This is a genomic window from Vibrio sp. 10N.247.310.24 (assembly GCF_041467175.1).
GTDB lineage: Bacteria > Pseudomonadota > Gammaproteobacteria > Enterobacterales > Vibrionaceae > Vibrio > Vibrio tasmaniensis_A.
This window is the reverse complement of the sequence record NZ_JBFSUD010000064.1, coordinates 1-26,673: the sequence shown is the minus strand read 5'-3', so window position 1 is coordinate 26,673 and position 26,673 is coordinate 1. Positions and strand designations below refer to the sequence as shown.

At 43.7% G+C, this 26,673-nt stretch carries 23 protein-coding genes and 2 pseudogenes; 6 read left to right on the top strand and 19 right to left on the bottom strand.

Translation table 11 applies throughout. From position 1 onward, the window contains the following. From AB6E08_RS17385 to AB6E08_RS17375, 3 genes are all read right to left on the bottom strand, one after another. Positions 1-685 (bottom strand): hypothetical protein (locus AB6E08_RS17385; protein WP_372160132.1); only part of this gene is annotated, 685 nt, incomplete at its 3' end. Positions 686-1,580: 895 nt separating this feature from the next. Then, positions 1,581-2,054 (bottom strand): hypothetical protein, encoded by a 474-nt coding sequence (locus AB6E08_RS17380; protein ID WP_372065664.1) that lies wholly within the window; start codon positions 2,052-2,054, stop codon positions 1,581-1,583. Positions 2,055-2,164: 110 nt separating this feature from the next. Then, positions 2,165-2,887: a hypothetical protein gene (locus AB6E08_RS17375; RefSeq protein ID WP_372065662.1), complete on the bottom strand. Its 723-nt coding sequence runs from the start codon at positions 2,885-2,887 to the stop codon at positions 2,165-2,167. A gap of 332 nt (positions 2,888-3,219) precedes the next feature. Between AB6E08_RS17375 and AB6E08_RS17370 the strand changes: the two are divergent. Next, positions 3,220-3,372: pseudogene (locus AB6E08_RS17370) on the top strand (transcriptional regulator); the annotation flags it as partial. A gap of 32 nt (positions 3,373-3,404) precedes the next feature. On the opposite strand, the pseudogene AB6E08_RS17365 reads toward AB6E08_RS17370, so the two are convergent. The 6 genes and pseudogenes from AB6E08_RS17365 to AB6E08_RS17340 form a co-directional block, all read right to left on the bottom strand. Then, positions 3,405-3,617: pseudogene (locus AB6E08_RS17365) on the bottom strand (hypothetical protein); the annotation flags it as partial. Between the two features lie 155 nt (positions 3,618-3,772). Next, on the bottom strand, positions 3,773-4,816 hold the full coding sequence (locus AB6E08_RS17360; protein WP_009844818.1) for a GMP reductase: 1,044 nt from the start codon (positions 4,814-4,816) through the stop codon (positions 3,773-3,775). Between the two features lie 857 nt (positions 4,817-5,673). Continuing rightward, a complete protein-coding gene (locus tag AB6E08_RS17355; RefSeq protein ID WP_009844817.1) occupies positions 5,674-6,111 on the bottom strand; it encodes a PAS domain-containing protein in 438 nt (145 codons plus the stop codon). Position 6,112: 1 nt separating this feature from the next. Then, the gene (locus tag AB6E08_RS17350) at positions 6,113-7,117 is read right to left on the bottom strand and encodes a response regulator (RefSeq protein ID WP_012600962.1); all 1,005 of its coding nucleotides are present in this window, start codon (positions 7,115-7,117) and stop codon (positions 6,113-6,115) included. 399 nt (positions 7,118-7,516) lie between these two features. Next, positions 7,517-7,762, bottom strand: a complete 246-nt coding sequence (locus tag AB6E08_RS17345; RefSeq protein WP_372065657.1) for a hypothetical protein — start codon at positions 7,760-7,762, stop codon at positions 7,517-7,519. A 235-nt stretch (positions 7,763-7,997) separates the two neighbouring features. Beyond that, positions 7,998-9,350 (bottom strand): MATE family efflux transporter, encoded by a 1,353-nt coding sequence (locus AB6E08_RS17340; RefSeq protein WP_371695907.1) that lies wholly within the window; start codon positions 9,348-9,350, stop codon positions 7,998-8,000. A 100-nt stretch (positions 9,351-9,450) separates the two neighbouring features. On the opposite strand from AB6E08_RS17340, the gene AB6E08_RS17335 reads away from it, so the two are divergent. After that, positions 9,451-10,425 carry a LysR family transcriptional regulator gene (locus AB6E08_RS17335; RefSeq protein ID WP_372065654.1) on the top strand — a complete coding sequence of 325 codons (975 nt, stop codon included), beginning with the start codon at positions 9,451-9,453 and terminating at the stop codon, positions 10,423-10,425. A 42-nt stretch (positions 10,426-10,467) separates the two neighbouring features. Then, positions 10,468-11,367, top strand: coding sequence for a DMT family transporter (locus AB6E08_RS17330; RefSeq protein ID WP_372065651.1), 900 nt, complete (start codon positions 10,468-10,470; stop codon positions 11,365-11,367). A gap of 238 nt (positions 11,368-11,605) precedes the next feature. Here the strand turns inward: AB6E08_RS17330 and AB6E08_RS17325 are convergent, their stop codons facing one another. Continuing rightward, entirely contained in the window at positions 11,606-12,022 is a 417-nt protein-coding gene (locus tag AB6E08_RS17325; RefSeq protein WP_009844811.1) for a VOC family protein, read from the bottom strand. Positions 12,023-12,402: 380 nt separating this feature from the next. Here AB6E08_RS17325 and AB6E08_RS17320 point away from each other — a divergent pair, with 380 nt between their 5' ends. Next, positions 12,403-12,669: a DUF3081 domain-containing protein gene (locus AB6E08_RS17320; protein ID WP_012600968.1), complete on the top strand. Its 267-nt coding sequence runs from the start codon at positions 12,403-12,405 to the stop codon at positions 12,667-12,669. 30 nt (positions 12,670-12,699) lie between these two features. Further along, positions 12,700-13,320 carry a CIA30 family protein gene (locus AB6E08_RS17315; protein WP_372065646.1) on the top strand — a complete coding sequence of 207 codons (621 nt, stop codon included), beginning with the start codon at positions 12,700-12,702 and terminating at the stop codon, positions 13,318-13,320. A 151-nt stretch (positions 13,321-13,471) separates the two neighbouring features. On the opposite strand, the gene AB6E08_RS17310 is transcribed toward AB6E08_RS17315, so the two are convergent. Beyond that, positions 13,472-14,497, bottom strand: coding sequence for a zinc-binding alcohol dehydrogenase family protein (locus AB6E08_RS17310; RefSeq protein WP_372065643.1), 1,026 nt, complete (start codon positions 14,495-14,497; stop codon positions 13,472-13,474). Between the two features lie 206 nt (positions 14,498-14,703). Here AB6E08_RS17310 and AB6E08_RS17305 point away from each other — a divergent pair, with 206 nt between their 5' ends. Beyond that, the gene (locus AB6E08_RS17305; protein ID WP_372065640.1) at positions 14,704-15,636 is read left to right on the top strand and encodes a LysR family transcriptional regulator; all 933 of its coding nucleotides are present in this window, start codon (positions 14,704-14,706) and stop codon (positions 15,634-15,636) included. Between the two features lie 119 nt (positions 15,637-15,755). Here the strand turns inward: AB6E08_RS17305 and AB6E08_RS17300 are convergent, their stop codons facing one another. The 8 genes from AB6E08_RS17300 to AB6E08_RS17265 form a co-directional block, all read right to left on the bottom strand. Then, the gene (locus AB6E08_RS17300; RefSeq protein WP_009844806.1) at positions 15,756-16,142 is read right to left on the bottom strand and encodes a hypothetical protein; all 387 of its coding nucleotides are present in this window, start codon (positions 16,140-16,142) and stop codon (positions 15,756-15,758) included. Positions 16,143-16,294: 152 nt separating this feature from the next. After that, positions 16,295-17,059 carry a Fe(3+) dicitrate ABC transporter ATP-binding protein FecE gene (fecE, locus tag AB6E08_RS17295; RefSeq protein ID WP_102250277.1) on the bottom strand — a complete coding sequence of 255 codons (765 nt, stop codon included), beginning with the start codon at positions 17,057-17,059 and terminating at the stop codon, positions 16,295-16,297. Positions 17,060-17,061: 2 nt separating this feature from the next. Further along, the gene (locus AB6E08_RS17290; RefSeq protein WP_372065636.1) at positions 17,062-18,033 is read right to left on the bottom strand and encodes an iron chelate uptake ABC transporter family permease subunit; all 972 of its coding nucleotides are present in this window, start codon (positions 18,031-18,033) and stop codon (positions 17,062-17,064) included. Beyond that, positions 18,033-19,088, bottom strand: coding sequence for an iron ABC transporter permease (locus AB6E08_RS17285; RefSeq protein ID WP_029225348.1), 1,056 nt, complete (start codon positions 19,086-19,088; stop codon positions 18,033-18,035). The genes AB6E08_RS17290 and AB6E08_RS17285 overlap by 1 nt, the downstream gene beginning before the upstream one ends. Then, entirely contained in the window at positions 19,085-20,062 is a 978-nt protein-coding gene (locus AB6E08_RS17280; RefSeq protein ID WP_372065633.1) for a Fe(3+) dicitrate ABC transporter substrate-binding protein, read from the bottom strand. Before AB6E08_RS17280 ends, AB6E08_RS17285 begins: the two co-directional genes overlap by 4 nt. Before the next feature lie 87 nt (positions 20,063-20,149). Beyond that, on the bottom strand, positions 20,150-22,273 hold the full coding sequence (locus AB6E08_RS17275) for a TonB-dependent receptor family protein (protein ID WP_372065630.1): 2,124 nt from the start codon (positions 22,271-22,273) through the stop codon (positions 20,150-20,152). Between the two features lie 225 nt (positions 22,274-22,498). Beyond that, a complete protein-coding gene (locus AB6E08_RS17270) occupies positions 22,499-24,535 on the bottom strand; it encodes a TonB-dependent receptor (protein WP_372065627.1) in 2,037 nt (678 codons plus the stop codon). 641 nt (positions 24,536-25,176) lie between these two features. After that, the gene (locus tag AB6E08_RS17265) at positions 25,177-26,370 is read right to left on the bottom strand and encodes an acetate/propionate family kinase (protein ID WP_372065624.1); all 1,194 of its coding nucleotides are present in this window, start codon (positions 26,368-26,370) and stop codon (positions 25,177-25,179) included. Between the last annotated feature and the right edge of the window lie 303 nt (positions 26,371-26,673).

Here is a 26,673-nt window from a genome sequence, read left to right as displayed (position 1 = left end):
GGCTCACACACAACGCAGGACTAGGGAAATTATGAGGGGATCCGTCAGCACCTTGGGTTAGCTTGCTAAACCCTCTGGCATTTTGAAAACCTTGTAATTTTCGCAATCTAGGCAGACTAACATTCGAAGGGAGATTATTGAGGCCTGCATTGCGGTACTTCTTCATTAACTCCTGCCCCCCCAAACTATCAGCATGCAAACCAATACGCCCATCATACCTATTTCTGAAACTGTCGATAATAGCTGTATCAACATTTATTGGTATGACTTTAGGAAGTTTCTTTGTATCGACTAGATTTTGAGTTAAGTATTGACTCGGAGCTTTTGACAGCCACCAAACAAACGTCGACTTCTTGCTTTTATCATTTAGATGTGTGTAACCAGTTGAAGCGATCATAATACTAAACAATACCGGCCTTGACTTCCTATTATAGACATATGTTGCAAACACTTTTAAGTTTTGTCCTGATGCCTTTGTAAGTCTTTTAGCTACTTGCCAGTTTTTGACCCAACTCCAGTTTTTGTCGAGGCGGGGCTTATCCAAGCTGTCAATAACAGGTTGTACCTCTTCGTCCCAATCCTTTAGAGCTATATTCGTGTCTAGCTCGACAATGTGAAGATCGATCAAATCATCATTGCAATCTAACGCTTTTGGCAAAAAAATCAGCGGATAGCGAATATGCATACTCATCTTAACCCATAAAAAAATAATACGTGAAGATAACCTAATAACAAACGTAAATCTATACATTCACAAATTTATCTTAAGCTACTGTATTAATGGAGAAAAATGCATCGAACCCACCTCAAGTCGTTATTAAGATTTTTCATGTATTGAATTGTAGATAGTATGTTCAGAAAGCTAATAAGGACAAACCAACTGGTCAAATATTGATTAGTGAAGATGTCTATCACGCACGTAAAGAGGTTGCGTGCGACCATATATTCGTAGTGAAATCGGGGGATAGCCAAACGCTTAACCCACCACTGAAACTCCTTCTTAGCTAAATTTTGACATGGTTAAAGATCTGGTACCCTTTTTGATACGCTTCTTACGTCGATTGTCTTTAAGCTCAATGAGGTTACGCGTAAAACCTCGTTGTTTCAGCCATAAAATTTCAAAAATATAGATCGGCGAGTAAATCACATGTTGAAACTCTATAGGTAATACTTCAACATCACCGAAAGTCCCCAATTTTACGAATATTACATAGAAAAACATACACATGATAAACATCGTGAGGTAAAAGTAAGTTCTTACAATATTCCATGTTATTTCATACGGGTTACTGGATATAAGGTAGTAAGCTTTGAGTTGTTTCCACTTTCGCAAACGCCAAAATCTTTTTAATTTTATTGGTGTTTTTGTAAGCCCCTTTACGACAAGCTTACCTAGATTTCCTAGGTACGTAGAAAACACTGCTAAGAGCAAACTTACAATAACAGTAGGGTCCAATATTAGCTGTAGAACTTCCATACTTCCTCAAACATATCACATAAAATAATCTACTAATCTACACTCAATCGGGCGAAGACCTTTAAGTTCGCATGAGCCCACTTTAAAGTACCTCATTTGATTTTTAATCATTCAATGAAAATATCTGCCCATGGATAGACTTATAGTTGACTCTTAGATCTAACGAGTTAATGGTTTCTTCAAAGCCATTAACTTCATCCCAGCCTCTAGCTGGAAAATTCACAGATAGTAAACGGATCCTCTGATTGTGAGCAATACCATAACCTTTCACTAACTCAGCATAGTTAAATTCATCTGACTGGTCGCCGAATAAGGCCTTTAGCGCATCTCTCGCTTTATAGTCTTTATCAAACACTTTAACATCAAACGTTTCAATAAATGCAGGGCCTAACCCATTGTTTATGATGTAAACTTCAATCCGTCCTACACCATTATCAAAGAAACGATCAGTGAATAGATCCAGATGAGGTTTTAAGGATATTCGATTTTGACGGCGTTGGCTGTTAGCTTGATAAACAGTTAGAAACAATGCACATAACGCAATAATTTCAGATACATATTTGCTTAATATTTCCATTATTACTCTTGTCAATTTTGGAGAAATTTACAGATAATGTGAGCGATGAGGAGGATTTTATATACCATCCAAACATAGTCAAAACGCTAAAAATCACTCCTAAGCCCTTGTTAAACAAATGTCACATATGCCAATGAATAAAACCAGAGTGCTAAAAAAATCACAACAACTGGCTGAGTAGGGAAAACCTTGTTGATTAACCTAGCCCCCCAGATTGGCAAAGCTATAACTGAGCAAGCTAGCATTGCGGTTGGCGCTGCACAGAACCACGACAAAGCATACAAAAAAATAACCATACCGCCATACACACTCGAAACATAAAAAGTTTCAGCCCATATCCCTTTTTCAGGAACATAGTTAAATAGCGGAATCATTAATTCGCATAACATAGTAGCAAAAACAAATGTCATATTAGTACCCGACAAATAGTCCATAATTGGCATAGTTAATGAACCACCACCGAATAGCAGCAGTAGCTTTAGAAAGTGCTTAAATACAAGTTTGTGATGTAATATCCAAAATAACGAGCCAGACAGTAAGCCTGCGAGCATAAGGGTGATAGAAAAAATCGAAAAGAGTTGTTGAGATTGAACATTCAAGAACCCTAATGCTAGAGTGCCTAAAAAACCACCAATAGCAATCACTCCAAATAATTTCAAAGAGAAGTGAATTATTATCAATGGCTTCTGATCTTTAATAAGCTTTAAGAAAGTCAAAAAACCAGAGTCAAGTGAAGCAACTAGTTCTTTAGCTTTTTCATGCTGAGCTAACATACCTCCCATAAAGTACATGGAAGCAATAACATTTATCAAAAATGCTAATTCTTTAGTCACGGACACCCCTTTTGCATAGACCAATTAGCAAGAAAACTCCCAACTCAAATGTAGAACTCGTTTTAGTTATACATCAAGCTCTAACCATACAATATTTTGCTTTAAATAACATAGTCTTATGTGTTCTATAAAACATATCTATCTCACAAATTCATACTGATTACATGTAACAAGAGCAAATATGTAAAGTCGCATACAATACATATAAGAAAATATCTTCAAAGCAAAAATACAGATTCAAGGCCCGCAACACTGTATAAATCATCACCATAATTTAGTACCATGGGCTTATCATTTAGATAGGTTTATGGTGTCATATGAGAGTTGTTTGCCCCGAATGCGGTCATTCCTTTGTGATGAACCTAACCTTCAGCCATACTCTTAGCCCTTCGGCTAAAACGACTTCTCAGTTAGCTTTTGAAATGGTTAAAGCCCTGGCACCCGATCAGCGCCAAGAACTAAAACAACAGCTATCAATCCTCTAAAGTTTAAATTCAGGGCTATCCCCACCATCAGCCATCTCAATTAGCTGCTTCATTGCGGCTAACTTTTCAGGCTTCAAGTCTTCACGTTCTTGTTTGAAAACGTATTCCATAAAAGCTTTCTTGTTTTGACTAGCTAGGCGGCGCAGTTCACGGTAAGTGGTAACCGGTGCTCCACCAAAGAATTGAAATTGACGGATACCCCAACGGCTCTTCCAGGTGTTCACATTTTGGGCCATAGCTTGCACAGATTGCACTATGCCCACTTCGCACCTGATCACCTATCTGAAGTAATTATCCATAACCCTCTTTCAAACCTGTCGCCACTTGCCAAATTTCAGGTAAAAAAAGAGCCACTCTAAAGTGGCTCAATTCTTAAAATTTTAAACAAGTGTTTTAAACGTTACTCTTTACCGAACACGTTGTTCTCTTGCTCTTGTACACGGATGAAAGTCGTACGCTTCGTTAGCTCTTTAAGCTTTGCTGCGCCTACGTATGTACAAGTTGAACGCACACCACCAAGGATGTCAGAAATCGTGTTGTGAACTGAACCACGGTATGGAAGTAAAACAGTTTTACCTTCCGCAGCACGGTACTTAGCAACACCACCTGAGTGCTTGTCCATAGCCGACTGAGATGACATGCCATAAAATTTCATGTATTGCTTGCCGTCTTGCTCTACTACTTCACCGCCTGACTCAGAGTGACCTGCTAGCATACCGCCTAGCATTACGAAGTCAGCACCGCCGCCGAACGCTTTAGATACGTCACCCGCACATGAACAGCCACCGTCACCGATGATCATGCCGCCAAGGCCGTGTGCTGCGTCGCCACACTCGATGATTGCAGAAAGTTGAGGGTAACCTACGCCTGTTTTAACACGTGTAGTACAAACAGAACCAGGGCCGATACCAACCTTAACGATGTCTGCGCCCGCTAGAATTAGCTCTTCAACCATGTCACCCGTTACAACGTTACCCGCAGAGATAACTTTAGTCGGGAATTCAGCACGTACTTTCTGTACGAACTCAACAAGGTGTTCTGAGTAGCCGTTAGCGATATCGATACAGATGAATACAAACTCTTCGCTAAGAGCCATGATCTTCTTAACTTTCTCGAACTCAGCTTCAGATGTACCCGTTGATACAAAAACGTTGTTCAGAGTTTTCTTGTCTGCTGTTTTAGCAAACTCAGCCCACTGCTCTACTGTGTAGTGCTTGTGTACTGCAGTCATAACACCGTGCTCTGCTAGAGCCGCTGCCATTTCAAAGCTTGCTACCGAATCCATGTTAGCTGCAATTACTGGAGTACCAGACCATTGACGACCGCTATGCTTGAATGTAAAATCGCGGGTTAATTCAACTTGAGAACGGCTTTTAAGGGTAGAACGCTTCGGACGGAAGAGTACATCTTTGAAACCTAACTTAAGTTCTTGTTCGATACGCATGGTGTTTTCCTTGATTCATAAAATTATGTGTCTCTCGCGAAATGCGTAGTAAAACCGTTGGCAGACGAGTTTACTTTTCTTCGGACACAAAAAAACCGGAGCGTTGGCAGACGCTCCGGTTTTCAGCATTATAGGTCGTGATTTAGTAACAGCAAGTCTGATATTTCATTTTTTTTTGTGCTATCCTCTCGAAGATTCCATATCTGGTAAAAGCTCCCAAGTAACACTTCCCCACTAAATTCTTACTAATTAATAACTTAGCGAACCAATTACGCAAACGCTGTCGGTTTATTGCGCAATCGTTTTCCTCCCTTTTTTACGTAATATCCCCCTCACAAAGCAAATATGTGAAGAAAGTGCCTCGAAATCACATAAAAACCACACTTTTCTCCAACAAAAAAATGCCTTTTTTCTTAAATAAATTCGATTTTTTTCTAATTTTTATCGGTTTTTGACCAAATTGGGCAGTCTGGTGACGTTTCTGTTTTGTCGTCACTTGGAAAAGTAGAGTGAAAACGACTCAATCTAGAGGCCAATACTCACTTGGGTTTGATAATTCAGCCCTCGCACTCCATTAAATGAAGCTTTCAAACTCAAACTTTATAAATCCACTTTCTATTCACCCGTAGCATTGCCGCGCCGAAAGCACATTTCGTGGCTGCCCTTTCGTTGATTTAACCTAAAACATTCAGTAAAGCACATGGAAAAAGAGAATTGGTTAACGTGAAAAGCTAGGGGGAAGATTAGGTTTGAAGATAAAAAACAAAAAAAATGGCTAAGGTAATTAACCTTAGCCATTTTTATTCGATGTTTTGAATTGTTCTTTACAAGCTATGAGTATCGAATTAAGACAGGTGCTAATTCTTTTGAGCGCTTAACGCTTCTGCAGTCGCATCTTGAATCGACAAGAACAATGACGTGATTTGTCCAGTAGGCGAACGCATCGGGTTTAGCGTCACGTTCTGGTACATGAAATCAGCTTGTTGAGTGACAGGGCGAACATTGCGGCACTTGAACAAGTAAGGTCTTTGTGGCCATGTAATAAAGCTGCGACAACCTAAATCATAGACTGGCTTGGTTTTCAGCCTAAACCACTCTTCTGGGATTTCAGGGAATAACTCAAAGATCGACTTACCGATAGCATCATGTGATTGCTTACCGCTATGGTGAGTCATGAAGCCATTCCAAACTTGCACCTCAAAATCGCGATTAATAACCACCAGCCCCATATCGACGTTCTGAACCATGTCCACCATCCAGTGGAACTGTTCAAATTCAGCAGGAAGATTCAACATATTAAAACTCCTCCATTAGGTAGGCCAATTTATTATCTAGAAGTGGCAAAGATTCATCAACAAACATGAATAGAAGGTCACAACGGATTGAAGTGCCATCTATGTTATAGCTGACTTCGAAAGTCATCGTTTTCTTAAATGAGCCGCCGGTATTTTCAATAACGGAATCGATTGAGATGTGTTGACCCAGCAACACCGGAGAGCTCTGGAAGAAACGAACTTCTGACTGCTCCCCTAACCCGTTCAGGAATGAACCCACAAGGATGTTAGATACATCCATCAACAGCTCTAATTCTTCTAACTGTTCGCTTTCTGTTGGCACCTTCATGAGCTTTTTAAGATCGCTCACACTGGAATCACTCAGCAAGACTAACGCTTCACCTGCAATACCTTCTCCACTAAAGCCTTGGCAAACACCCGACACTTGGTCGTTGTCTGCTAAGTCGCGAAGTGCCATGTGCAATTCACTCACTTCCAAAATATTCACGTTCGGTAGTGGTAAATGGACAAATACATCAAAATGGCGCGCCAGTGCATCGGCGGCGCGGCCGATTGCTACGTTCGCCACTTCCATGTAGATATCGCGTCTGCGTAGTATTGGAAGATCTAAAGCGGTAGGGGTAACAACCTGAGGCTGTGTTGGCGGCTCAACAAGTTCACGTAAAATGCCTTTTAACGCTTCTTTATCGATCGGTTTTTGTAAAAACGCTTTAGCACCGAGGTCCATGACCCTCTGCTGCGCTTTTGGCTGGATGTCACCGGAAACAACGACAACAGGTGTGTTATCACCTAAGCGTTGCATCTCTTCCAATGTGCCATAGCCATCTAGCTCTGGCATGGTCAAGTCGAGGAACATCAGTTTAAACTGGTTTTGAGCTAACTCTTCAAGTGCATTAAGCCCATGAACAGCAAAAGTTATATCTGCATTTAGAGAACTAGGCAGTGATCGAGCCATCTGCTTCCTTGCTAATGCAGAATCATCACATATAAGAACTGGGAACGACATAAATGCACCACCGACAAATTAAAGCTAATTTCGAGGAGTGTAACAGATCATTATCGTATCAGGTACGGGGTGAATGAATTTATATGTAGATTATTAGTCAGATTGATGGGAAAAGCGGATATTCGATTATCTCTGATTATTCTTTATGAAAAACAATATGCTACAGAGATAGTAACAAGCCATTTTATAAAGTAATTGCACTATTTTATGAAATGACTGCGATGATTTATAGAATAACAGCCTTAATAAGTAGCCTATTAAGGCTCGACTTGCCGATTCACGCAACAGCCATACATGTTTGCTCAACTATACATGTTGCTCAACTGTTCGTGTTGATCGCCTACTACGCGTTTATCAGGTTGACGTTTTTATCCGTTTTACATAATGAGTACAAGGGAGCTAAAACTGATATGTAGGCCTTAGAATCAGTAATGCGAAACGAATAACCACAGCAAACACCAGTAAAGCGATGCCCAAACGGTACCATTTGTATTCCGCAATATTCATTGGGATACGCTTATAAAACATAGTAATCACGCCTTTCCAATCACTACTGCGTCTTCCGTACTGCATCATGCTCGTCAAAACAAACAGAGCGCCAAGTACTAGCATTCCTTTCTCAGCCCAAAACAATCCAACTTCCATTTGCATTTTCCTTGATAAAACGATGAGCGACTTAAATCATTCTAGCCACCTTTGCTTACGGTTTCTGTAAGACAAAGGTCTAAATTACGAAGTACGCAATTCAGGGCTTTTAGCTTTTAGCTTATAGCGCATTGTTGGTAATTAGAAATTGGTAACTGGTCATTGATAGTTCTTGGTCAGTATTACAAAGTTTATCGTTCAAGGTTCCATGGTAAAGGCGAGCATCACAAGCAGATCACGAATAAGCATGAGTCGAGAGATCCGGAGACTGACTGTTCTTTTGAATGACACGCATCAGTTGGATAAGCAGCAGAATACCTGTCACACCTAAACCAACACCGATTCCGCCCCAGATCCCTGCCAATTCAAACTTAGACATCAAATACCAAGCCGCTGGCAAACCAAATACCCAGTAACCAATGGCTGTCATTACGGTTGGCATTGAGACAATCTTCATCCCTCTCAACAGGTTAATCGCCAATAACTGCCAAGCGTCTACAATAAAGCACAACGCAACCACCCAAATAACAGAGGCCAATAGCGAAGTCATTGCGCCCGTACCATCGTCTAACTTGAAGATAGACGCGATCATTTCTGGCCAGATGATGAACACGGCAGATAAGGCTACGCTCAACACCGACACCAATATAAAGCTTAGAATCGAGGTTCTTTTGATGCCTTCGTAGTTACCCGCACCGAAATCACGGCCCACCAAAATCGCCGCAGCTTGTGAGAAACCGAAATTGAAGTTCCAAGTAAAGCTTAAGCATTGCAGCAGGATTTGGTGCAGCGCGAGAGAAGCAATACTGATCGTCCCCGCCATCAGAGTTCCGCCGTATATCAAGCCATGTTCAAGTAATGCAGCGAGCCCAATAGGCAAACCCATCATCAAAAGCGGGCTCATTAACTTGATTGAATACTCTTCTGTGTTTAACCAAGGGGCGAACTGCTTGAATTCGTCACGCTTGAATACCCACACCGTGTATCCAACCATCACGATAAAGGCCGCGATAGCCGTACCTAGCCCTAAACCGGTTAAACCCATGTCTAATTGGAAAGTTAAGAAGTAGCTCACTGGCACATTCAGAATTACCGTGATAATAGACATCACCAGAATAGAGCGCACATTACCGAAGGCACTGGTTAATCCACGTAGTACCAACAAAATAAGCGAAGGCAGCATCACCCATTTCAAGGCATGCACATATTCCATAGCTAAAGTAATCACTTCTTGGGGCTGTTTTGCTGCTTCCAATACCAACGGAGCAAACCAAAAGCTGGCCATTAAGGTCACGCTGAGCACGAATGCCAACATGGTTGCGCCTTTCACCGCCAATCTGATTTGTGTATTACCAAACTCAGGGCGAGCTACGCGCTGACCGTAAGCGATCGCAATCAAGTTCGCGACACACCCCACGGTGCTGCTCGCAATAATAAAGATGAAAAAGTAGATAGAGGCGCCTAAGCCACCAGCCGCAAGGGCTGACACACTGATACGCGACATCATCCAAACATCAGTAAGGACTAACGCCATAGAGATCAGCTGTGAAATGATCAAAGGGAATGCAAGAGTGAGTATTTTTTTCATGAGCGCCTCAGGTAATTTCGCCCAAAATACGATCGATGAGGCTGGCGTTCAATTGATAAATTTGCGACTCTAACATTCCATAAACTCATGCGAACGAATTATGACCCCATATCCTAGCTTGCCATCATCCCATAATGGCTTAAAAGCCTTCGAAGCTGCTGCAAGGCTGATGAGCTTTACGCTGGCCGCCGATGAGCTGCATGTGACACAAAGTGCGATCAGCCGTCAGATTAAACAGCTTGAAGATGAGTTAAACGCATCATTGGTTATTCGTAAGCATCGAGCGATTGAATTAACAGAACATGGTCACGATTTGTACGTGGCTTTACGTGAAAGCTATGCCAATGTCGAAACGGTTATTGCTTCTTGGGGCGAGCCAAAGCAGAAACGTATTGTGATCAAAGCGACCTTGAGTTTCGCGACGCGCGTATTGATCTCTAAAGTCCGGGAATTAAACGAGCGTTATCAAGATTATGAAATCGTCATTGTGCCTGTGATTGAGGAAGACGAATCGATCAACAGCAGCGAATATGACCTACTGATCTTCCATACACGCTTCAAAAAACGCTATGACAAGGCACCTAACATCACCTTCTTACGTGAAGAGTTTATGGCGCCGGTCTGTTCGACTAGTTTAACGAACAAAGATACTGACCTCGATTCGATATTAACCTTACCAAGGCTCCACCCGACCTTAGATCATCACGACTGGAAAGTGTGGCTGGCTGATGTCGAGTCCCCGCCGAAAAAGCCCGTTAGAAATACCAGCTTCTTGTCTTTGGATATGGCACTCAGTGCTTGCTTGTCGGGTGAAGGGGTCACGGTGACGGATTTACTGTTGGTTTTGCAGGATCTACAACGGGGCTTCTTGTACTGCCCTAAGGATGCAAAGATTCAACACAGTGCTTGGACTTACTTCATGCACCAGCGTACACACACGCCTATCATCAATGACCTTATTGAGTGGCTGAGGGAAGAGACAGCCAAAGAGATCGAGTTGCTGAAATCACTCGCACAGCAATATCAGTGGTTTGGTGTAATAGAGCAAGACAAAGGCTTTGGTCGACTCTCTTAAATTAAGCTATGATTCCCCTTCCCTCACCCGATTGATATTTTTATGCCTTCTTTCTCTGTTTCAATGATCCCTGTTGGGGTTAGGTTCATGATCCTCTCCGCTTTTGGGTTCGCACTGATGTCTGCTTGTGTGAAATACATCAGCAACTACGGTATACCTGTATTTGAAATCGTTGCAACAAGGGCTTTGGTGTCTTTGGTCATCAGCTATATTGATGTGAAACGAAAAGGCATTTCGATCTGGGGTAATAACAAACCACTCTTGTTCGTGCGTGGTGCTGTCGGTACTGCGGCGTTAATGTGTGTTTACTACGCTGTCACCACCTTGCCATTAGCAGAAGCAACCATTCTACAATACGTACATCCCGTGTTTACCGCGTTGCTTGGCGTGTTGTTCCTCAAAGAGCGCGTGCAAAAGTCGACCATGATCTGCATAGCATTCTGCCTCGCGGGATTGCTGGTGATGGTACAACCAAGCATGAACAGTGGCGTAAACAGCGAGTTACCCATGTTCAGCATTATGGTGGCGTTATTGGGCGCGTTTGGTAGCTCAATTGCTTATGTAATTGTGAGAAAGCTTAGCCAAACTGAAGATAGCTCGGTGATCATCTTCTATTTCCCGCTGGTTGCTCTTCCAATCTCAACAGCCCTGATCTGGAACGACTTTGTATGGCCGAGCTTATTCTTAACCATTATGTTGGTTCTGGTCGGGATTTTCACTCAGATAGGCCAATACGGTTTAACCAAGGCGATGCAAACTCAAGCTGCCGGTAAAGCTTCGGCTTACTCATACGTTCAAATCGTATTCTCAGCGTTGTTAGGCGTGTGGATCTTCAATGAGATACCATCCGTTTGGACTTACCTAGGTGGTGGCCTAATTGTCACGGGCGCACTCATTAACGTGTTTGGCAAACAGTTGTTAGTGCCATTCAAGGCTAAGTAGCTAAGTAACCAACTAAGCGACCAAGCAACCAAGCAACCAAGCAACCAAGCAACCAAGCAACCAAGCAACCAAGCAACCAACAGAGTAAAGATCAGTTAGCCAATCAGCTAATAGATATAAAAAGGGCATTGCGGAATATTCCACAATGCCCTTTTCTGTGAGTCTTCCTAGCACCCTTTCTTAGACGTTTTATTTCGAACAATCTTGCTCTAGTACACCAACTCGATTACGAGTTCTACTACGTGGCATTGCGCAGCTTGGGATCATCACTCAAGTACTCTACAAACTCGATTTCAAAGCCCGCAGGATCAACAAAGTAAACGTTTTTGCGATAAGGTTCTTCAGCTCCAGGTTTGGCAATAGGGAAACCCGCATCAATAAGGCGCTCAATCACGCTCTCGATATTGTTGGTTACATAAGCAAAATGCGCGAGACCGACAGAATGCCCAGCCAAATCTCTGTTTTCTCCTTCACCGTGATCGCTCAACGCAATGTATTGGTATTCATCACCAAAATGTAGCCAGTTACGTGGCTTGCCAGACCATTCGCCTTGCCCTTCATCACGAACATACCAATGAGGGAAAGCTGCTTTATAGAAAGTCAGCATCTCTGGGATATCTTTAACCACTAAATTTACATGTTCAAGTTGGATCATTCTTCTCTCCTTAAAGTATTCTCTTAAGCAACGTTGCATATCCTAATACCTCAAGTTAAGTTGAGGTAAAGAACTAATTTACGTTTATTTTCGAGAACGTCTTTAGAGTCCAAATGGCTCTGCTTTGACTACATACAAACTGTAAGTTTAGACGACCTAATCCAATGTAACTCTCTTGCCTCGTATTATGTTCTTTGTACTTAATGACAGTGACTTTATGGGAGGTGTTCTCTCCAAACCACACCTCCCACAAAGTGAACCGATGAAATGGATGTTGTATACAGGCCTCCCCTCAGTGATCGCAATGCAGAGCCAAACCGTAGTTAATTGAAATACAAGCACTTAGCATTTTTTAGTCGACTGCGTAGCGGGAGTGATACATGGACAGCAGAATTACCATCAAAGAATTTCTCAGAGTGTTCGATTACCTTCGTTCAACGGGCGAACAGCTGGACAATAAATATCAATTAGATGAGATGTTTGCTTGGCACGATTACGACGGTTACACCTGTTGGCTAAGCTACAGGGACGTTACGATAACCCTGATGTTCCACGGTTCATTAAAAATCGAATACGACAAAGCGTCGAATTATGAAGACTTCATCAACCATTGTCTGACTATGCTTGCTACAGAGCCTTCTCCGTAAGTACGAAAGGTCAACACGCCCTAGCAACTAATGGATAAAATCATGCACGAAACTGACTTTAAAACGCACTTACTGCCTAAACGAATCGCTTCTTTGTGCCTAATACTCAGCCTTTCTTTTTTATGGTCTCAAGTATCTGTAGCAGGAATAGATATGATTGATTTTACACAAGCGAACGAACAGAAGAATTGGACAGCGACCAACGACAATGTGATGGGCGGCATCTCAACAGGCGGTCTTATTCATGGTGGCGAGACGAGTCAATTTAAGGGCGAGCTATCGTTAGAGAACAATGGTGGCTTCAGCTCAATCAATCGCTCTGTTGAAACATTAAGCTCTGAAACGGACAGAGTAGAGCTGACGTTTGTGGGTGATGGTCGTACTTACCAATTAAGGTTCACAACGTGGATCGATGGAAACAGGACCAACTACAAGCACAACTTTGAGACAATTAAAGGTGAACAACTCAAGAAAATCTTCCGACTAAAGGACTTTCAAGCGGTGTTTAGAGGTCGGCTACTCAACGGAGCTCCGGCGCTTAAAGCTCAAGACATTAAACAGATCGGCTTTTTGATTGCGGACAAACAGCCTCTGCCCTTCGAGCTAAACTTACTTCAGATTCAATTCAAAACCTCGCAAGAAACGGAGTAACGCTTTGTTGGAATAAGGTAAAGCCTGAATAAACCACAGACGAACAAAAGCCCCTGATATCTTACCGATTCGCGATAGATATCAGGGGCTTTCTATTCAAGTGTTCAAAAGATCAATGCTTCAAACCGTCAAAGATCTGAATCATTAACTGTTAATATTTGATGGCTGTTTTACCAATCGAAGCGCTGCTTTCAATACGTTGGTGCGCATCTTTCAGAGTCTCAACACTAAAACCATTCAACGTCGTCGTTAGTGTCGATTTAATGCGGCCTGCATCAATCAAGTTCGCAGCTTGGAATAAGATGTCCTGTTGCTTCTGGATATCGTCTGTGTTGAACAGTGAACGTGTAAACATCAGCTCCCACACAAAACCTACAGACTTACCTTGAAGCGCCGACAGATCAATTCCACCATCGAACTCCACAATCGAACTGATCATGCCTTGTGGTGCAATCAGCTCCACCATCGATTCCCAGTGCCCTTTAGTATCCGCAACATTAAAAATGTAATCGACATGCTGGATGCCTTGCTCACGTACAGACTCAACCAAGTTACGGTGATTCACCACATGGTCTGCACCCATATCCCTTACCCACTGCTCGGTTTCAGGTCTTGAAGCCGTCGCAATGACAGTCAGGTTAGTCAGTTGGCTCGCCAATTGAATAGTGATTGAACCTACGCCACCAGCGCCACCAATAATCAGAATCGACTTTTGCTCTTCAGGACGAACACGCAAGCGGTCAAACAACGCTTCCCACGCAGTGAGTGTCGCTAGCGGCATCACAGCAGCAGCTTCATCAGAAAGGCTCTTTGGTGCTTTCGCCGCAATACGGTAATCAACGGCTTGGTATTCCGCGTTAGCTCCCATGCGAGTGACGTCACCAGCGTAGTAAACACGGTCACCTAATTCAAAACCTTCAACGTCTGTACCTTTACCGACAACTTCACCGACTGCGTCATAGCCCAGCACTTTAGGTTGTTCGAGTGTTTTATCCTTAGCACTACGAATACGAATTTTTGCGTCAGCAGGGTTGATAGCAGTCGCGCTCACTTTTACCAGCAAGTCATTATTTTTTAGTTCTGGCAGACTCGTTTCAAACTCAAATAAACTGTCTTGCTCTGTAATCGCAAATGACTGAGTAAATCCAATAGCTTTCATTTTTGATGGTACTGACATTGTGCTTTCTCCTTGAATTAGACGAGTTAATCTTAGTCAATTCTCACTCTAGATAAACCGTCTAACATTTGAATAATTTTCAAATATATTTTGATAATTAAGCGTATAAAGTTAGCTTAGAAGAGGTAAATAAGGGTTAACCCGCTTTGTGATTAGCAAAGATTTCAATACAATGTTTAGAACATTATCAAACACAGGTAGATAAGATGCTTCTTGAAGACTTACAGGTCATTTTAAAAGTGGCGGAGTTTCGCAGCATCACCGCAGCAGCCACCAACCTAGACATGCGTACTGCTACCGCGAGTGCTGCCGTCAAACGAGTTGAAGCCGCACTAGGCGCTGAACTGTTTGTAAGAACCACTCGCCATTTAAGGCTCTCTTCAGCAGGCGAACGCTATTTACCTGAGTGTGAACAGGCCTTGAAAATATTAGAGCAAGCCAAGCTCAGCATGCGCGAAGAGCTTGGTATTCTCGATGGAGAAATCCGCATTGCGCTTTCATCGGATTTAGGCCGCAACCTCATCACACCTTGGTTAGATGAGTTCTTGCTTGAATACCCTAAAGCATCACTTAGAACGAGCATCAGTGACAGTAATATCGATTTTTACCGTGACTCCGTTGATATGGCGCTTCGCTATGGCTCCCCTACTGACGCCAACATGTATGGTTTCAAGATCTGCGATGTGCCGAGAATATTGTGTGCGGCTCCTGAATATTTGGCTGAAATGGGAACACCAAAACACCCGAGTGACTTAGCTCAACATAATGGTTTGCTTTATCAGCTGCATGATATGTTGCAAGACGAATGGGCGTTTAACGATGGTAAGCAGGATCACAAAGTGAAGCTGAAAGGGAATCGTGCATCGAACGATGCTGACCTTGTTAGACGTTGGTGTGTTGCCGGTAAAGGCGTGGCGATAAAGTCTTGTTTAGATATGTCGAAGCATTTGCTTTCGGGCGAAGTGGTTAAAGTTATGCCTGAATTTAAACCAACACCAACCGAGTTGTGGTTAGTCTGCCCTAGTCGTCAATCCATCACACCAACGGTTCGCTTATTAAGAGATTTATTCCGCGAGAAAACCGCAGAGATCCTTTCTCAACTGAGCAAACAAAGCATTATAGATACTCAAAAGTCTTAGCGATCTAGAGATAAAAAAGGCGCTAGCGGACTTCAATCCACTAACGCCTTTCTTCATTTGAACATCACACTGTATTAATGGATGTATCTACATTAATACTAATACTTTAATACGAGTGCTTAGTTTGACTCTTCTTCAACATCGCAATCAGCACAGCACTGAAGAGCAATTTCATGTTCGAAGGTGATTGTATCTTGGCCTTCTTCTAGAAGTTCTGCAATTTCATCCGCGACTTCTTGCTCATCATCAGCTTCAATTCCGCTCGCTAACTCTTCTTCTGAATAACCGAAGAAATTCAGTAATAGATACTCTCGAGCTTCGTCTTTGGTACAAACCACATTCGCTGAAAGATCAGGCGTAACTTCACCTTCTGCAAGTGTCTTTGTCACTTGCTCTAGAGCAGTATCTTTCATCGCAGGCGTTAACCAACCAAGATCAGTACTTACTGTCGTTTTTTTACAGTCGAAGCAAGGCAGTTGGTGAAAGTAGTATTGAAAGGTAGTCATAGGTAATTTCTTCTTTAAGTGTTGTATAGCGAGATTATGCGCGTTTTATAGCAAAATACTATCTCAATCAACACCAAAAATTGATTCGCTCTGATTATTTTAACCAGATGCACAGCAAGCCATACTGACAACTTTAATCATCGGCTATTTGCTTAAATCGCCACACACATCGGCGTATTGGATATAGGGTCACGAAATACGCTCGCTTTGAGATCAAAAACATCATTCAGCAATGTCTCGGTCATCACCTCATCGGGGGTGCCTTCAGCCACTAAACCACCTCTTTCTAAAACGATCAAATGATCGCAGTAACGGCTCGCTTGGTTCAGATCATGGAGCACAACCACCACCGTTTTTCCCTTGTCATTCATCTGCTGCATCAAGTTCATTAATTCAACTTGGTGAGACATATCAAGATAAGTGGTCGGTTCATCCAACATCACGACATCAGTGTCTTGCGCTATTATCATCGCTATCCATGCTCTTTGACGCTGCCCACCCGACAGTGACTCAATAGGTTTATCAGCAAACTCAAGTACGCCGGTATCATGCATTGCTTGTTCGACAATAGCTTGGTCTTCTTGCCCTAACCTTCCCCAATGGGACACATAAGGAGAACGGCCATATTCAACCAGTTTTCTGACCGAAATGCCTTCAGGGCTGACCAATATTTGCGGCAGAAGCGACAACGAACGCGCGAGCACTTTATCGCCATAGCTCGACAACGGTTTGTCTTCAAATAACACCTCTCCTGTCACCGGCTTATTGATCCTGACTAACGTCTTTAACAAGGTAGATTTACCACACCCATTGGGTCCAATTAAGGCTGTAATTTTTCCCTTTGGGATGGACACCGAAAGGTTCGGTATGATCGTTTGTTTGCCGTACGCGACGGAAAGATTCTGCGTTTTTAGCATGGTTACCAACCTCGATAGCGATAGAGAAGAAAGATGAAATAAGGCGCGCCAATGACAGAAGTAAGTACCCCTGCAGGCAATTCAATCGGTGGTTGTAGACCTCTTGCCAAGCCGTCGGCACAAGTAACCAAAATCGCGCCCACCAGAGCAGACGCCGGGATTAACAACTTATGATTATGCCCAAACAACAAGCGCGCTAAGTGAGGTGCTAATAAACCCACAAAACTGATCGTTCCAGCCACTGAAACGCTGACGCTGGCAAGCAACACAGCGGCCAATAGCGCAAGAGCTTGTATCTGTTTTGGCTTAGTACCCAATGTGGTGGCACTTTCCTCACCAAGCCCCATCACATCCAATCGCCAAGCAAGCCAAAATGCCATTGGCAACAACAAGAGCAATGCTCCCCAAATAAAGGGAACTTGCTGCCAATTTCGCCCCCAAAGGCTGCCAGTTAGCCATACCATCGCAGTGTTGATCTCGATGGGGTTAGTGACAAGCAAGAAGTCGATACAACTCGCCAGAAACGCACTCACTGCAATACCAATCAAGGCCAACTTGGCGGGTGTTGGCCTTGACCACCATGCCAGTACCGCAATCAACCCAGCAGCCAATACCCCACCGAACATCGCCACCACAGGCAGTACGCTAACTGCCGCATTAGGGAACCACACTAAACTCGCAGTCGCAGCAAGCCCTGCCCCGGCGCTAATGCCCATAAGATCAGGCGATGCTAACGGGTTACGTATCACGCCTTGCACTAATACGCCAGATAGCCCCAACCCTGCGCCCACGCTTATCGCGAGTAACATACGTGGTAGTCGATACTGATGGATAACAAAGTCGTCACTGGAAAAGGCGACCAAATGTTCGATGACTTGAGGAATAGAAAGTGACGCTGCACCGACAAACAAGCCCGCAGATGCCACTAATATGAGAACCCCTGATAACAAAACTATCTTAGTGTGATGGTGCATTAAGATCTCCTCGTCGCAATCAAAATAAAACAAGGTGTCCCAAGTAGGGCTGTAATAACACCAACGGGCGTTTCAGTCGGGAAAGCAATCGATCGTGACAACGCATCTGACCAAGACACTAATGCTGCACCTGCCATTGCGGAGATAGGAATCAGTAGATGGTAATTGTGCCCAACCATGGGCCGAACCAAATGAGGAACCAACAATCCTACAAAGCCAATGGGACCAGCGATAGCGACACTGGCACCCGCAAGCAACACGATAGCCAACCCACTCATGAGGCGAGTAAGCCGGATATTACTGCCCAACCCCACAGCCACTTCTTCACCAAGCGCCAATAAGTTGAGGTTACGAGCAAGGCTAACAGCCAACACCAAACCAATCACTGCTGGCGGCCAAAGCTGTTGCCACTGTCCCTCATCCACGCTAGACAATGAACCGGTAAGCCAATGCAGCACGCTATAAGCCATATCATCAGCTAGAATCAACGCTGCTCGAGTTAACCCAATCAATAAAGCAGTAATGGCGATACCCGCTAAAACCAAACGTAACGGATGAGAACGTTCGGAGAAGAAGCCACCGAGGAGCATCACAGCACCACCGCCTAGCAATGCACCAAGAACAGCATTAAGGATCGGGTTTAAATCACTCACCACAGGTATGCCTATCGCCGCTAAAGCCATAAAACAGGCTGCGCCAGCGTTAATACCTAAAATTGATGGAGACGCAAGTGGGTTACGTGTTAATCCCTGCATCAACAGTCCGGCGACGGCTAAGCTTGCACCAATCAATAACCCAGCGTGAGCCCTTGGAGCTCTTAGTGTCGCCAATATTTGATGAGTCATATTGCTCTCATCAAACGCAAACCAATAGTGAACTAAGTCACTCAATGTCAGGGAGAAATTCGACCAACCTAGCATAGAGGCCACGTAACCAGACATCGCCAAACACGATACTAAAGCCGTAAATAACGTGACTCGCCACGACACTAATACCGTAAGCCACGACACTATAAGCGAACGTCGCTTACCTCTAGAGAGCAACATCGAACTCATGAACGATCCAAGATCTGCTCTAGATTTTTCGCCATTTGTTCCGCGGCCAACATGCCTCGATTCAATGACCATAGTGCTGGTGACACTTCTACCACTTGTTGATTCTTCGCGGATGTTAAGACATTAAACAGTGGGTTTTTCTGCCAATCATCAACGATATTTGGATCTGAGTAAGCACCAAGGAGCAACCAATCTGGATTCGTTTTCAACAACAACTCAAAGCTGGTTGGTAAGTACGCCTTGTCTGTCGGCTCCACTATTGGGCTAGCAATACCTAATGTGGTGAGTACACCTCCGGCATAAGAAGCAGGGCTATGTAGCCACATTCCTTTTTCCGACACGACAGCAAATTGGACAGTTTGTTTAAGCGAGAAATGACTTTTAAATTCCACCATGGCTTGTTGATGTTGGTGAATTCTTTGTTCCATTGCCGATTGCTTATCGAGGGCGATACCAACCTTAAGCGCAGATTCCAAGTTCTCTTGATAAGTCTCTCCACGGCTTTTGAGCAGCAGAGTTGGTGCGATTCGCTGTAGATCTTGATAAACCGTACGATGACGCTCTGCATCGGCAATGATCAGGTCGGGCTTTAATACCGCAATGGCTTCTAGACTAGGCTGCGAACGCATACCAACCGATTTCCATGGTTGCACTAATTCACGCACCGCCGGAATCACTCGCGAAGCATCATTGTCATCGGCGACACCAACCGGAGACACTCCTACCGCAGCTAACGCATCGACAAATGAGAACTCCAACACCACAACGCGTTGCGGGGTAGTCGCTATCTCAAACTGACCTTGCTCGTCCTGAATGATCCTCGTTTTTGCTGAACTGGAGAATGAGAACAAGCTTAAAGCCAATAAAGCTAAGGTTATCGCTATCCTGCTGAATAAAAAATGCCTTTTGAATGACAGCAGTCCGTTCGGCAACAACCATTGATTCGAAAATAAAAGTCGAGAGCTGTTTTCCATATTTATTTTTCCTTAAACACTAGAACCGTGAAAGTCGCCAATAATATTGGCGACTTATATTCGTTATTATTTTTAATCAATTACCGATTAGAACTGATAGTTCAGATCCAAAGTGTATGAACGCCCTGGCGCTGGATAGCGGCCAACCGGACTGGTATCAATACCGCGGAAGTAGTAGTCCTCAGCAAACAAATTGTTCACTGCAACATTCATGCGTAACTTACTGTTTTCATCTTTATACAAGTCTGAGCCTAGGTTTAAGTTCCATACCATGTAAGCAGGTACTTTGCCTTTCGCACCCGTTGCATCTTCAGCACTGGTATTGGCATTGTCAGAATAAGACTCACTGAAATAGTAACCAGATAAGGTCGTATCTACCTTGCTAAAGGCGTAAGTCGCATCCCAGCTAAGTTGATGCTCCGATGTGTAAGGAAGTTGCTTACCTTTGTTTGCACCCTCTGCCTCTATCGTCGCATCCAAATAGTTATAACCCGCGCCTAAACTCAGAGCTTGCATAGCCTGCGGAACATAACGACCTGAAAGCTCAATACCTTGATGAAGCGTTTTACCAATATTGTCAAAGGTCTGCGTTCCGCTTTGCCATTGGAGTTGGTCTTCAAAATCAATGCGGTAGAGCGCGACATTAAAGCTAGTTGAATCTTGATTGTAACGAGCACCCAACTCGTAGTTCCATGCTAGCTCACTGCCCTCTTCACCCTTGCCTCGGATGTAAGCGATTTGTGGTGCGCGCAAAGATTTCTGCGCATTGGTGTACCCAACCCATTGCTCAGTTAAATGGTATGCCACGGTTAAGCCCGGCAACCACTCCGTCACTTTGTTGTCTGTACTCTGTGCTTTACCCTTATCATTAAAGGTCATATCAATCGATTCGTAACGAATACCTGGAGTAACCTTTAGCACGTCGTTAAACAGGCCTACTTCATTGCTGATGTAACCTGCGAATGCATCGGTATTCAAGTTCCAATCACGTGGCACTTTTGTTACTCCGCCAGCAATTGGCGTTTGCGTTAGCTTGTAATCGATATCTTCATTTACATAGCGAGCACCCACAATCAAGTTTTGCGTCACCGTATTACCGTCAAAGTACATCGCTAACTTAGGTTCCACACCATAAACAGCGAATTCACGTGGTGAGGTACGAATATCTGTTGATGGTAATGCTGGATCCGCCCAGTGACCGCCTGCGCTATTAAAGCCCCATTGGAAGAAACGCTCAGAGTGGTGACCAAATGTTAGCACTTCCAATTCTGCGCCATCCGCAATATTCAAATCATGCAAATACTTCAGGCTCCAACGCGTTGATGTGCCTTTGTATTCGTCATATGGTCGCTTCGATTGAGTACGATCTTGCTGGTAATCTTTTGGCGATAAAGCGCCCGGCATTTGGGTGTCGGCATCGTAACGCTGAACGAATGCTTGTAGCTCCTGGGTATCACTGAGTAACCATTGCAACTTCGCTTGGAAGTTTTTTACATCCGTATCTGAATGATCACGGAAGCTTTCACCTTTTAGGAAGTTACCTTCCACTTGAAGTGCCAGCGTATCGGTTAACCAACCACCGGTACGTAGGTAAAAGTCATTCAGTGGTGTATTACCATCTTCAAATACCGTAAAGCGATTACTGATTTCAGTTTGCCATTGGTGTGGAATAGGCTTAGTCACCAAGTTGATCACACCACCCACATTGTTTGGCCCGTACTGCACAGCAGCGCCACCACGTACGATATCAATTCGGTCAAGCATAGATAGCGTTGCTGGGAAAATAGATTGTCCGGTATGACCATAAGGCGCAAGAGTCAGTGGTACACCATCCATTAGAAATTGAGCATGACCACTGCGGCTCGCTTTCAAGCCGCGCACCGAGATGTTAGGCAATACACCCGTGCCCGTTTCGTCTTGAACCTTAATGCCCGGTACACTTTGAAATGCTGAATCAATAGAGAGTGCGCCAGTCTTTTTAATTTGTTCGTTAGTTAGAACGGTACGCGCTCCCGGATACTCTTTCACATCTTCTAATTCTGAATTACCGATCAAGCTGCCCGTCACGACAACCGTTTCCATGGTCGTCGTTTGCGGATCAGACGCAGCGAATGCACTCATGGAAGTCACTGAAGCGATGGCTGTTGCAAGTACGGTCAAGCGCAGTTTATGTTGCGCGTGGGGTTTACCATCCAAATTCTGGTTAGGCATGAAAATCTCCTAAGTAGGCAAATTAGGGTCAAAGGCTGTGCTTTTAAGTTATGCCAACGCTTTGACCCATTGGGCTAAACGACCTCAAAATGAGGCCAACTGTTCACTCACTCGTAGCGAACAAATCAATAGTTTTTTCAGTTGAAATAGCTTTTAATCACGTACTAGCTCTTAGAAACGTAATAACGCTTAGAAATAAACTAAATCTTCGAGCAGAACTTGCTTTTAGAACTGATAGCCGTAGCTGAGCATGAATTCAGCTGGCGCTCCGTAACCAATCTGGTTAGTACCCGACTTACCACTGGTTGCCCCGAGAATGTATTTCTCGCCAAGTACGTTATAAGCGTTCGCTTGAACTTTGTGACGACCCATGGTGTACGCAGCCATCAAATCAACAGTAGTGTAATCACCTAATGCGACGGCTTCATTGTTGCCTGCGTAGCGGTCGCCTACGTATTTCACACCACCGCCCAAACGCCAGTTTTCGTATAATTGGTAAGTACTCCAGAGTGAGAACAGATGATCGGATACATCATTCGGCTTTTTATCGGTATCTTTATCTTCTGCATCTAAGTAGCTATAACCAACTGAAATATCCCACAACTCAGTAATCTGACCGCGAGCTTCCAGTTCAATACCTTGGTGACGTGCTTCAATCTTATTGATAACGTCGCCATTAATATTGGTTTGTGGTTGTTCTTGATCAATTTGGAAAATAGCGGCATTGAGCATCAAAGCGTTATCGAGTAAGTAAGCTTTCGCACCCACTTCTTTTAGATCGGTATGGAAGAATTCAGCCAGTTTAGGGTTGATATAAATACCGGAGTAAGGCAATTGCCACGAACGAGCTAAGCTTGCGTATACCGACATATCGCTGTTGATACGATAGACCAAGCCACCACGGTAGCTCACTTTGTTATCATCTAGCTTCTCTTGGGCTTTCCCGGCTTTTTGCTGCTCAAGCTCCATAGAGTCATAGCGCACGTTACCTATCACCGATAGATCACCCAAGGTGTAAACGTCTTGAAGGTAAATACCCGTCGTCGTCGTTGTGTTATCACGGAAAGGCTTGAAACCCGGATCAGGCGTTACTCCTACGACGGGGTTATAGATGTGTTTCGGAGGTAAGGTTTTATCGCTTGCTAGCGTTAAATCGATATTGATCTGGTTATAATCCGCACCAATCATCATTTGGTTAGAATCGGTTTCCCACACTAACTCGGATTGCATCGTCGTTGTGGTTCGAGGGTCATAACCGAAATTGTTCACGGTTTGAGAGACTTTATCTCCCGTCACAGTACCTTGACGCGTGCCCTTTTGCTCAAGTTCGATATGATTGTATGCCGCTCGGTTTGTCCATACCCACTCGCTATTCAAGCGCCACTCATAATTAATGCCAACACGCAGGCTATCGGACTCTTGATAATCGTTAGTGCCACCGTAGAAAGAACTCTCAGAGACATCGACAGGTTTGCCATTTTTGGATGGAACACCACGATATGGCAGCAGCTCTTGGTGTGCATATTCGACATCTAAGTCAACGGTATGCCCTTCAGCTGGCAGCACTCGAATGGTTGGTGCGATAAAGAAATCATTCGAATCGACATGGTTAACATACGAATCAGCCTGTCGGTGTTCCAGGTTAATACGTCCATTGACCTTATCTGAAAAAGCCATTGAGCTATCCACCTGCCCTACAAATTGGCTGTTACTGCCAACACTGCCGTTCACATTGGTAAATGTGTCACCATTCGCTCGCTTGGTGACTAAGTTAATGATACCGCCGGCAGAGCCTCTACCATACAGAGCTCCTGCTGGGCCTTTTACCACTTCAACACGCTCAATATTGGATAGGCTTCGATACGACTGTAAAGTTCCATCATCACGCATGCCATCGCGATACATGTCATTCAGCGCATCAAAACCACGAATAACGAACTGATCTCGACTGCCTTCACCTAAGGTATTATTGACACCAGCAACACCATCAAGAGCATCCACTAAACGGACCGCACCACGGTCTTCCATCTCTGTTTTAGTGACCACTGATACGGCTTGTGGGACATCGAGCCATTCGACATCCGTTTTGGTACCCGATTGCGGCATGTGCTCCGCGTAGCCTTCGTACTGATGACCAATAACTTGCACGGTTTCATCCACCGTTACTTCTTCTGAAGCCATTGCATTCGACACGGTAGCCACTGTGGTTAATGCACCTCCAATTGCCAAGGCGAGAGGGGTGAAAGCCAATCTAACGTTCATATTCTAATTCCGGTTTAGTTTATAAATCACAATGGACGCGAATAAGAACAAATATCATTTATATTTGCAATATATATTTTACCGCCTACCCCTCCAGCACGATATGCAACATTGCTATTTACAAAATAATCAATAAAAACAAAATCATAAAAAGAACAAGCCTCTTAAGACATTGGATAATGTCGTATAAAAGTAGGTAAAAACGAGGTTCGACGGTTGGGAATACTCAGATTAAAGACTTTTCGATAGGGAGAAAGACAGCAAATAAATAAAGGTTTGAGCCAGGTAACGGATGGGATTAATACCCTTTAGTACGGCGTGCCCATTAACTGGTCATACCTCAAAATAATGTTCAATAATTCAAGACAACAACGGAAATGTGACTGGAGTTGATTGTATCTACAAAGAACCAAGCTCAGTAGCCTATGTTGACTGACAAGCTTGATTAGCAAAGAAACAATTCCATATTCTCATAATTTTGCGTTCTCGCAGAAACGGTAATTAAATTAACGAAGGTCTACCTGAATAGAGATGATGATTAGCGTGTAGTTTCATGTAAGGGACCCCGAACAAGAAACAAAAAAGCGAGCCACCAGGGCTCGCTTTCAAATCGTCTATATTTACTTAAACAGTTACTTAAATTACAGAAGCTCTACCGACTGTTGAGCAATCACGAACTCTTCGTTCGTTGGAATAACCATTGCTACTGCGTCTAACATCTTTGATTTAGCGATGATGCCTTCTGCACCAAAGCGAGCGGCTTCATTGCCTGCTACGTCTTCAACAAAACCAAGAATCTTAAGGTTGCTTAGGATCTCACGACGAATTGGTAGAGAGTTCTCACCGATACCACCAGTGAAGATGATGCCGTCTAAAGAGTCTAGCGTTGCAAGGTAAGAAGCAACGTATTTAGCAACGCGGTAAGTAAACACCTCGAAAGCAAGCTTAGCGCCTTCGTGGCCCTCTTCCATCGCTTCTAGAATGCCACGAGCATCGCTCGTTAGACCAGACACGCCAAGGAAGCCAGACTCCTTGTTTAGAGAGTTAAATACTTGCTCTTGTGACCAACCTTTCTTTAGTAGGTACTCGATGATACCAGGGTCTAGGTCACCACAACGTGTGCCCATCATAAGGCCAGAAAGCGGTGTGAAGCCCATTGACGTATCAACACTGTTACCGTCTTTGATAGCACATACAGATGCACCGTTACCTAGGTGAACAGAGATGAAGCTAGCTTGTTCAACTGGCTTGTTGACCATTTTCGCAGCTTCACGGCTAACGAAGTAGTGGCTCGTACCGTGGAAACCGTAACGACGAACACCGAAGTCTGTGTATAGTTCTTTTGCGATTGCACCCGTAAATGCACGTTGTGGCATTGTTTGGTGGAAAGCCGTATCAAATACAGCAAATTGAGGTAAAGAAGGGAAAGCTTCAATCGCAGCGCGGATACCAATAGCACCTGCAGGGTTATGAAGTGGAGCTAGGTCAGATAGGCTTTCAATCTCACTCGTTACTTCTTCAGTAATACGAACCGTTTGAGTGAACTTCTCGCCGCCGTGAACGATACGGTGCCCGATAGCCACTATATCAGCAGTGAAGCCTAGATCTTCCATCAACCCAACCAGTTTGCCAATGGCAATTTTGTGGTGGTTATCTTCACCTTGAATGGCAATTTCAGTTTTCTGACCTTGATACTTCCAGCTCATACGAGCATCTTCAAGACCAAAACACTCCCCTAAGCCACTCAATACGGCTTCACCAGAAACAGAATCAATAACAGCAAATTTTAGGGATGAACTACCCGAGTTAATAACCAGAACAAACGAATTAGACATTGGATATGGATCCTGTTTCAGTACGAATTGGATGAAGTGTTTACTTCAATTTTAGTTAAGCCCATTATTCAATAATTTTTGAATCTTTCAACTTTTGTTTTGCAAAAAGCACCAAATGAACACAATTAAGTTGATCTGAGTCATCAGTTTATTTATTTCGAGAGCGAAATTAAAAAATAGTTGAATATGACAGCTGGCCAATAAACCAAGTAAAGGACTGCTCACACTAGGGCGTGTTGACCTTTCGAGGTTAAATTTTGTTCGAGATAAAAGCGTTTTAATCGCGGCGAGGGGGAAGTAGCC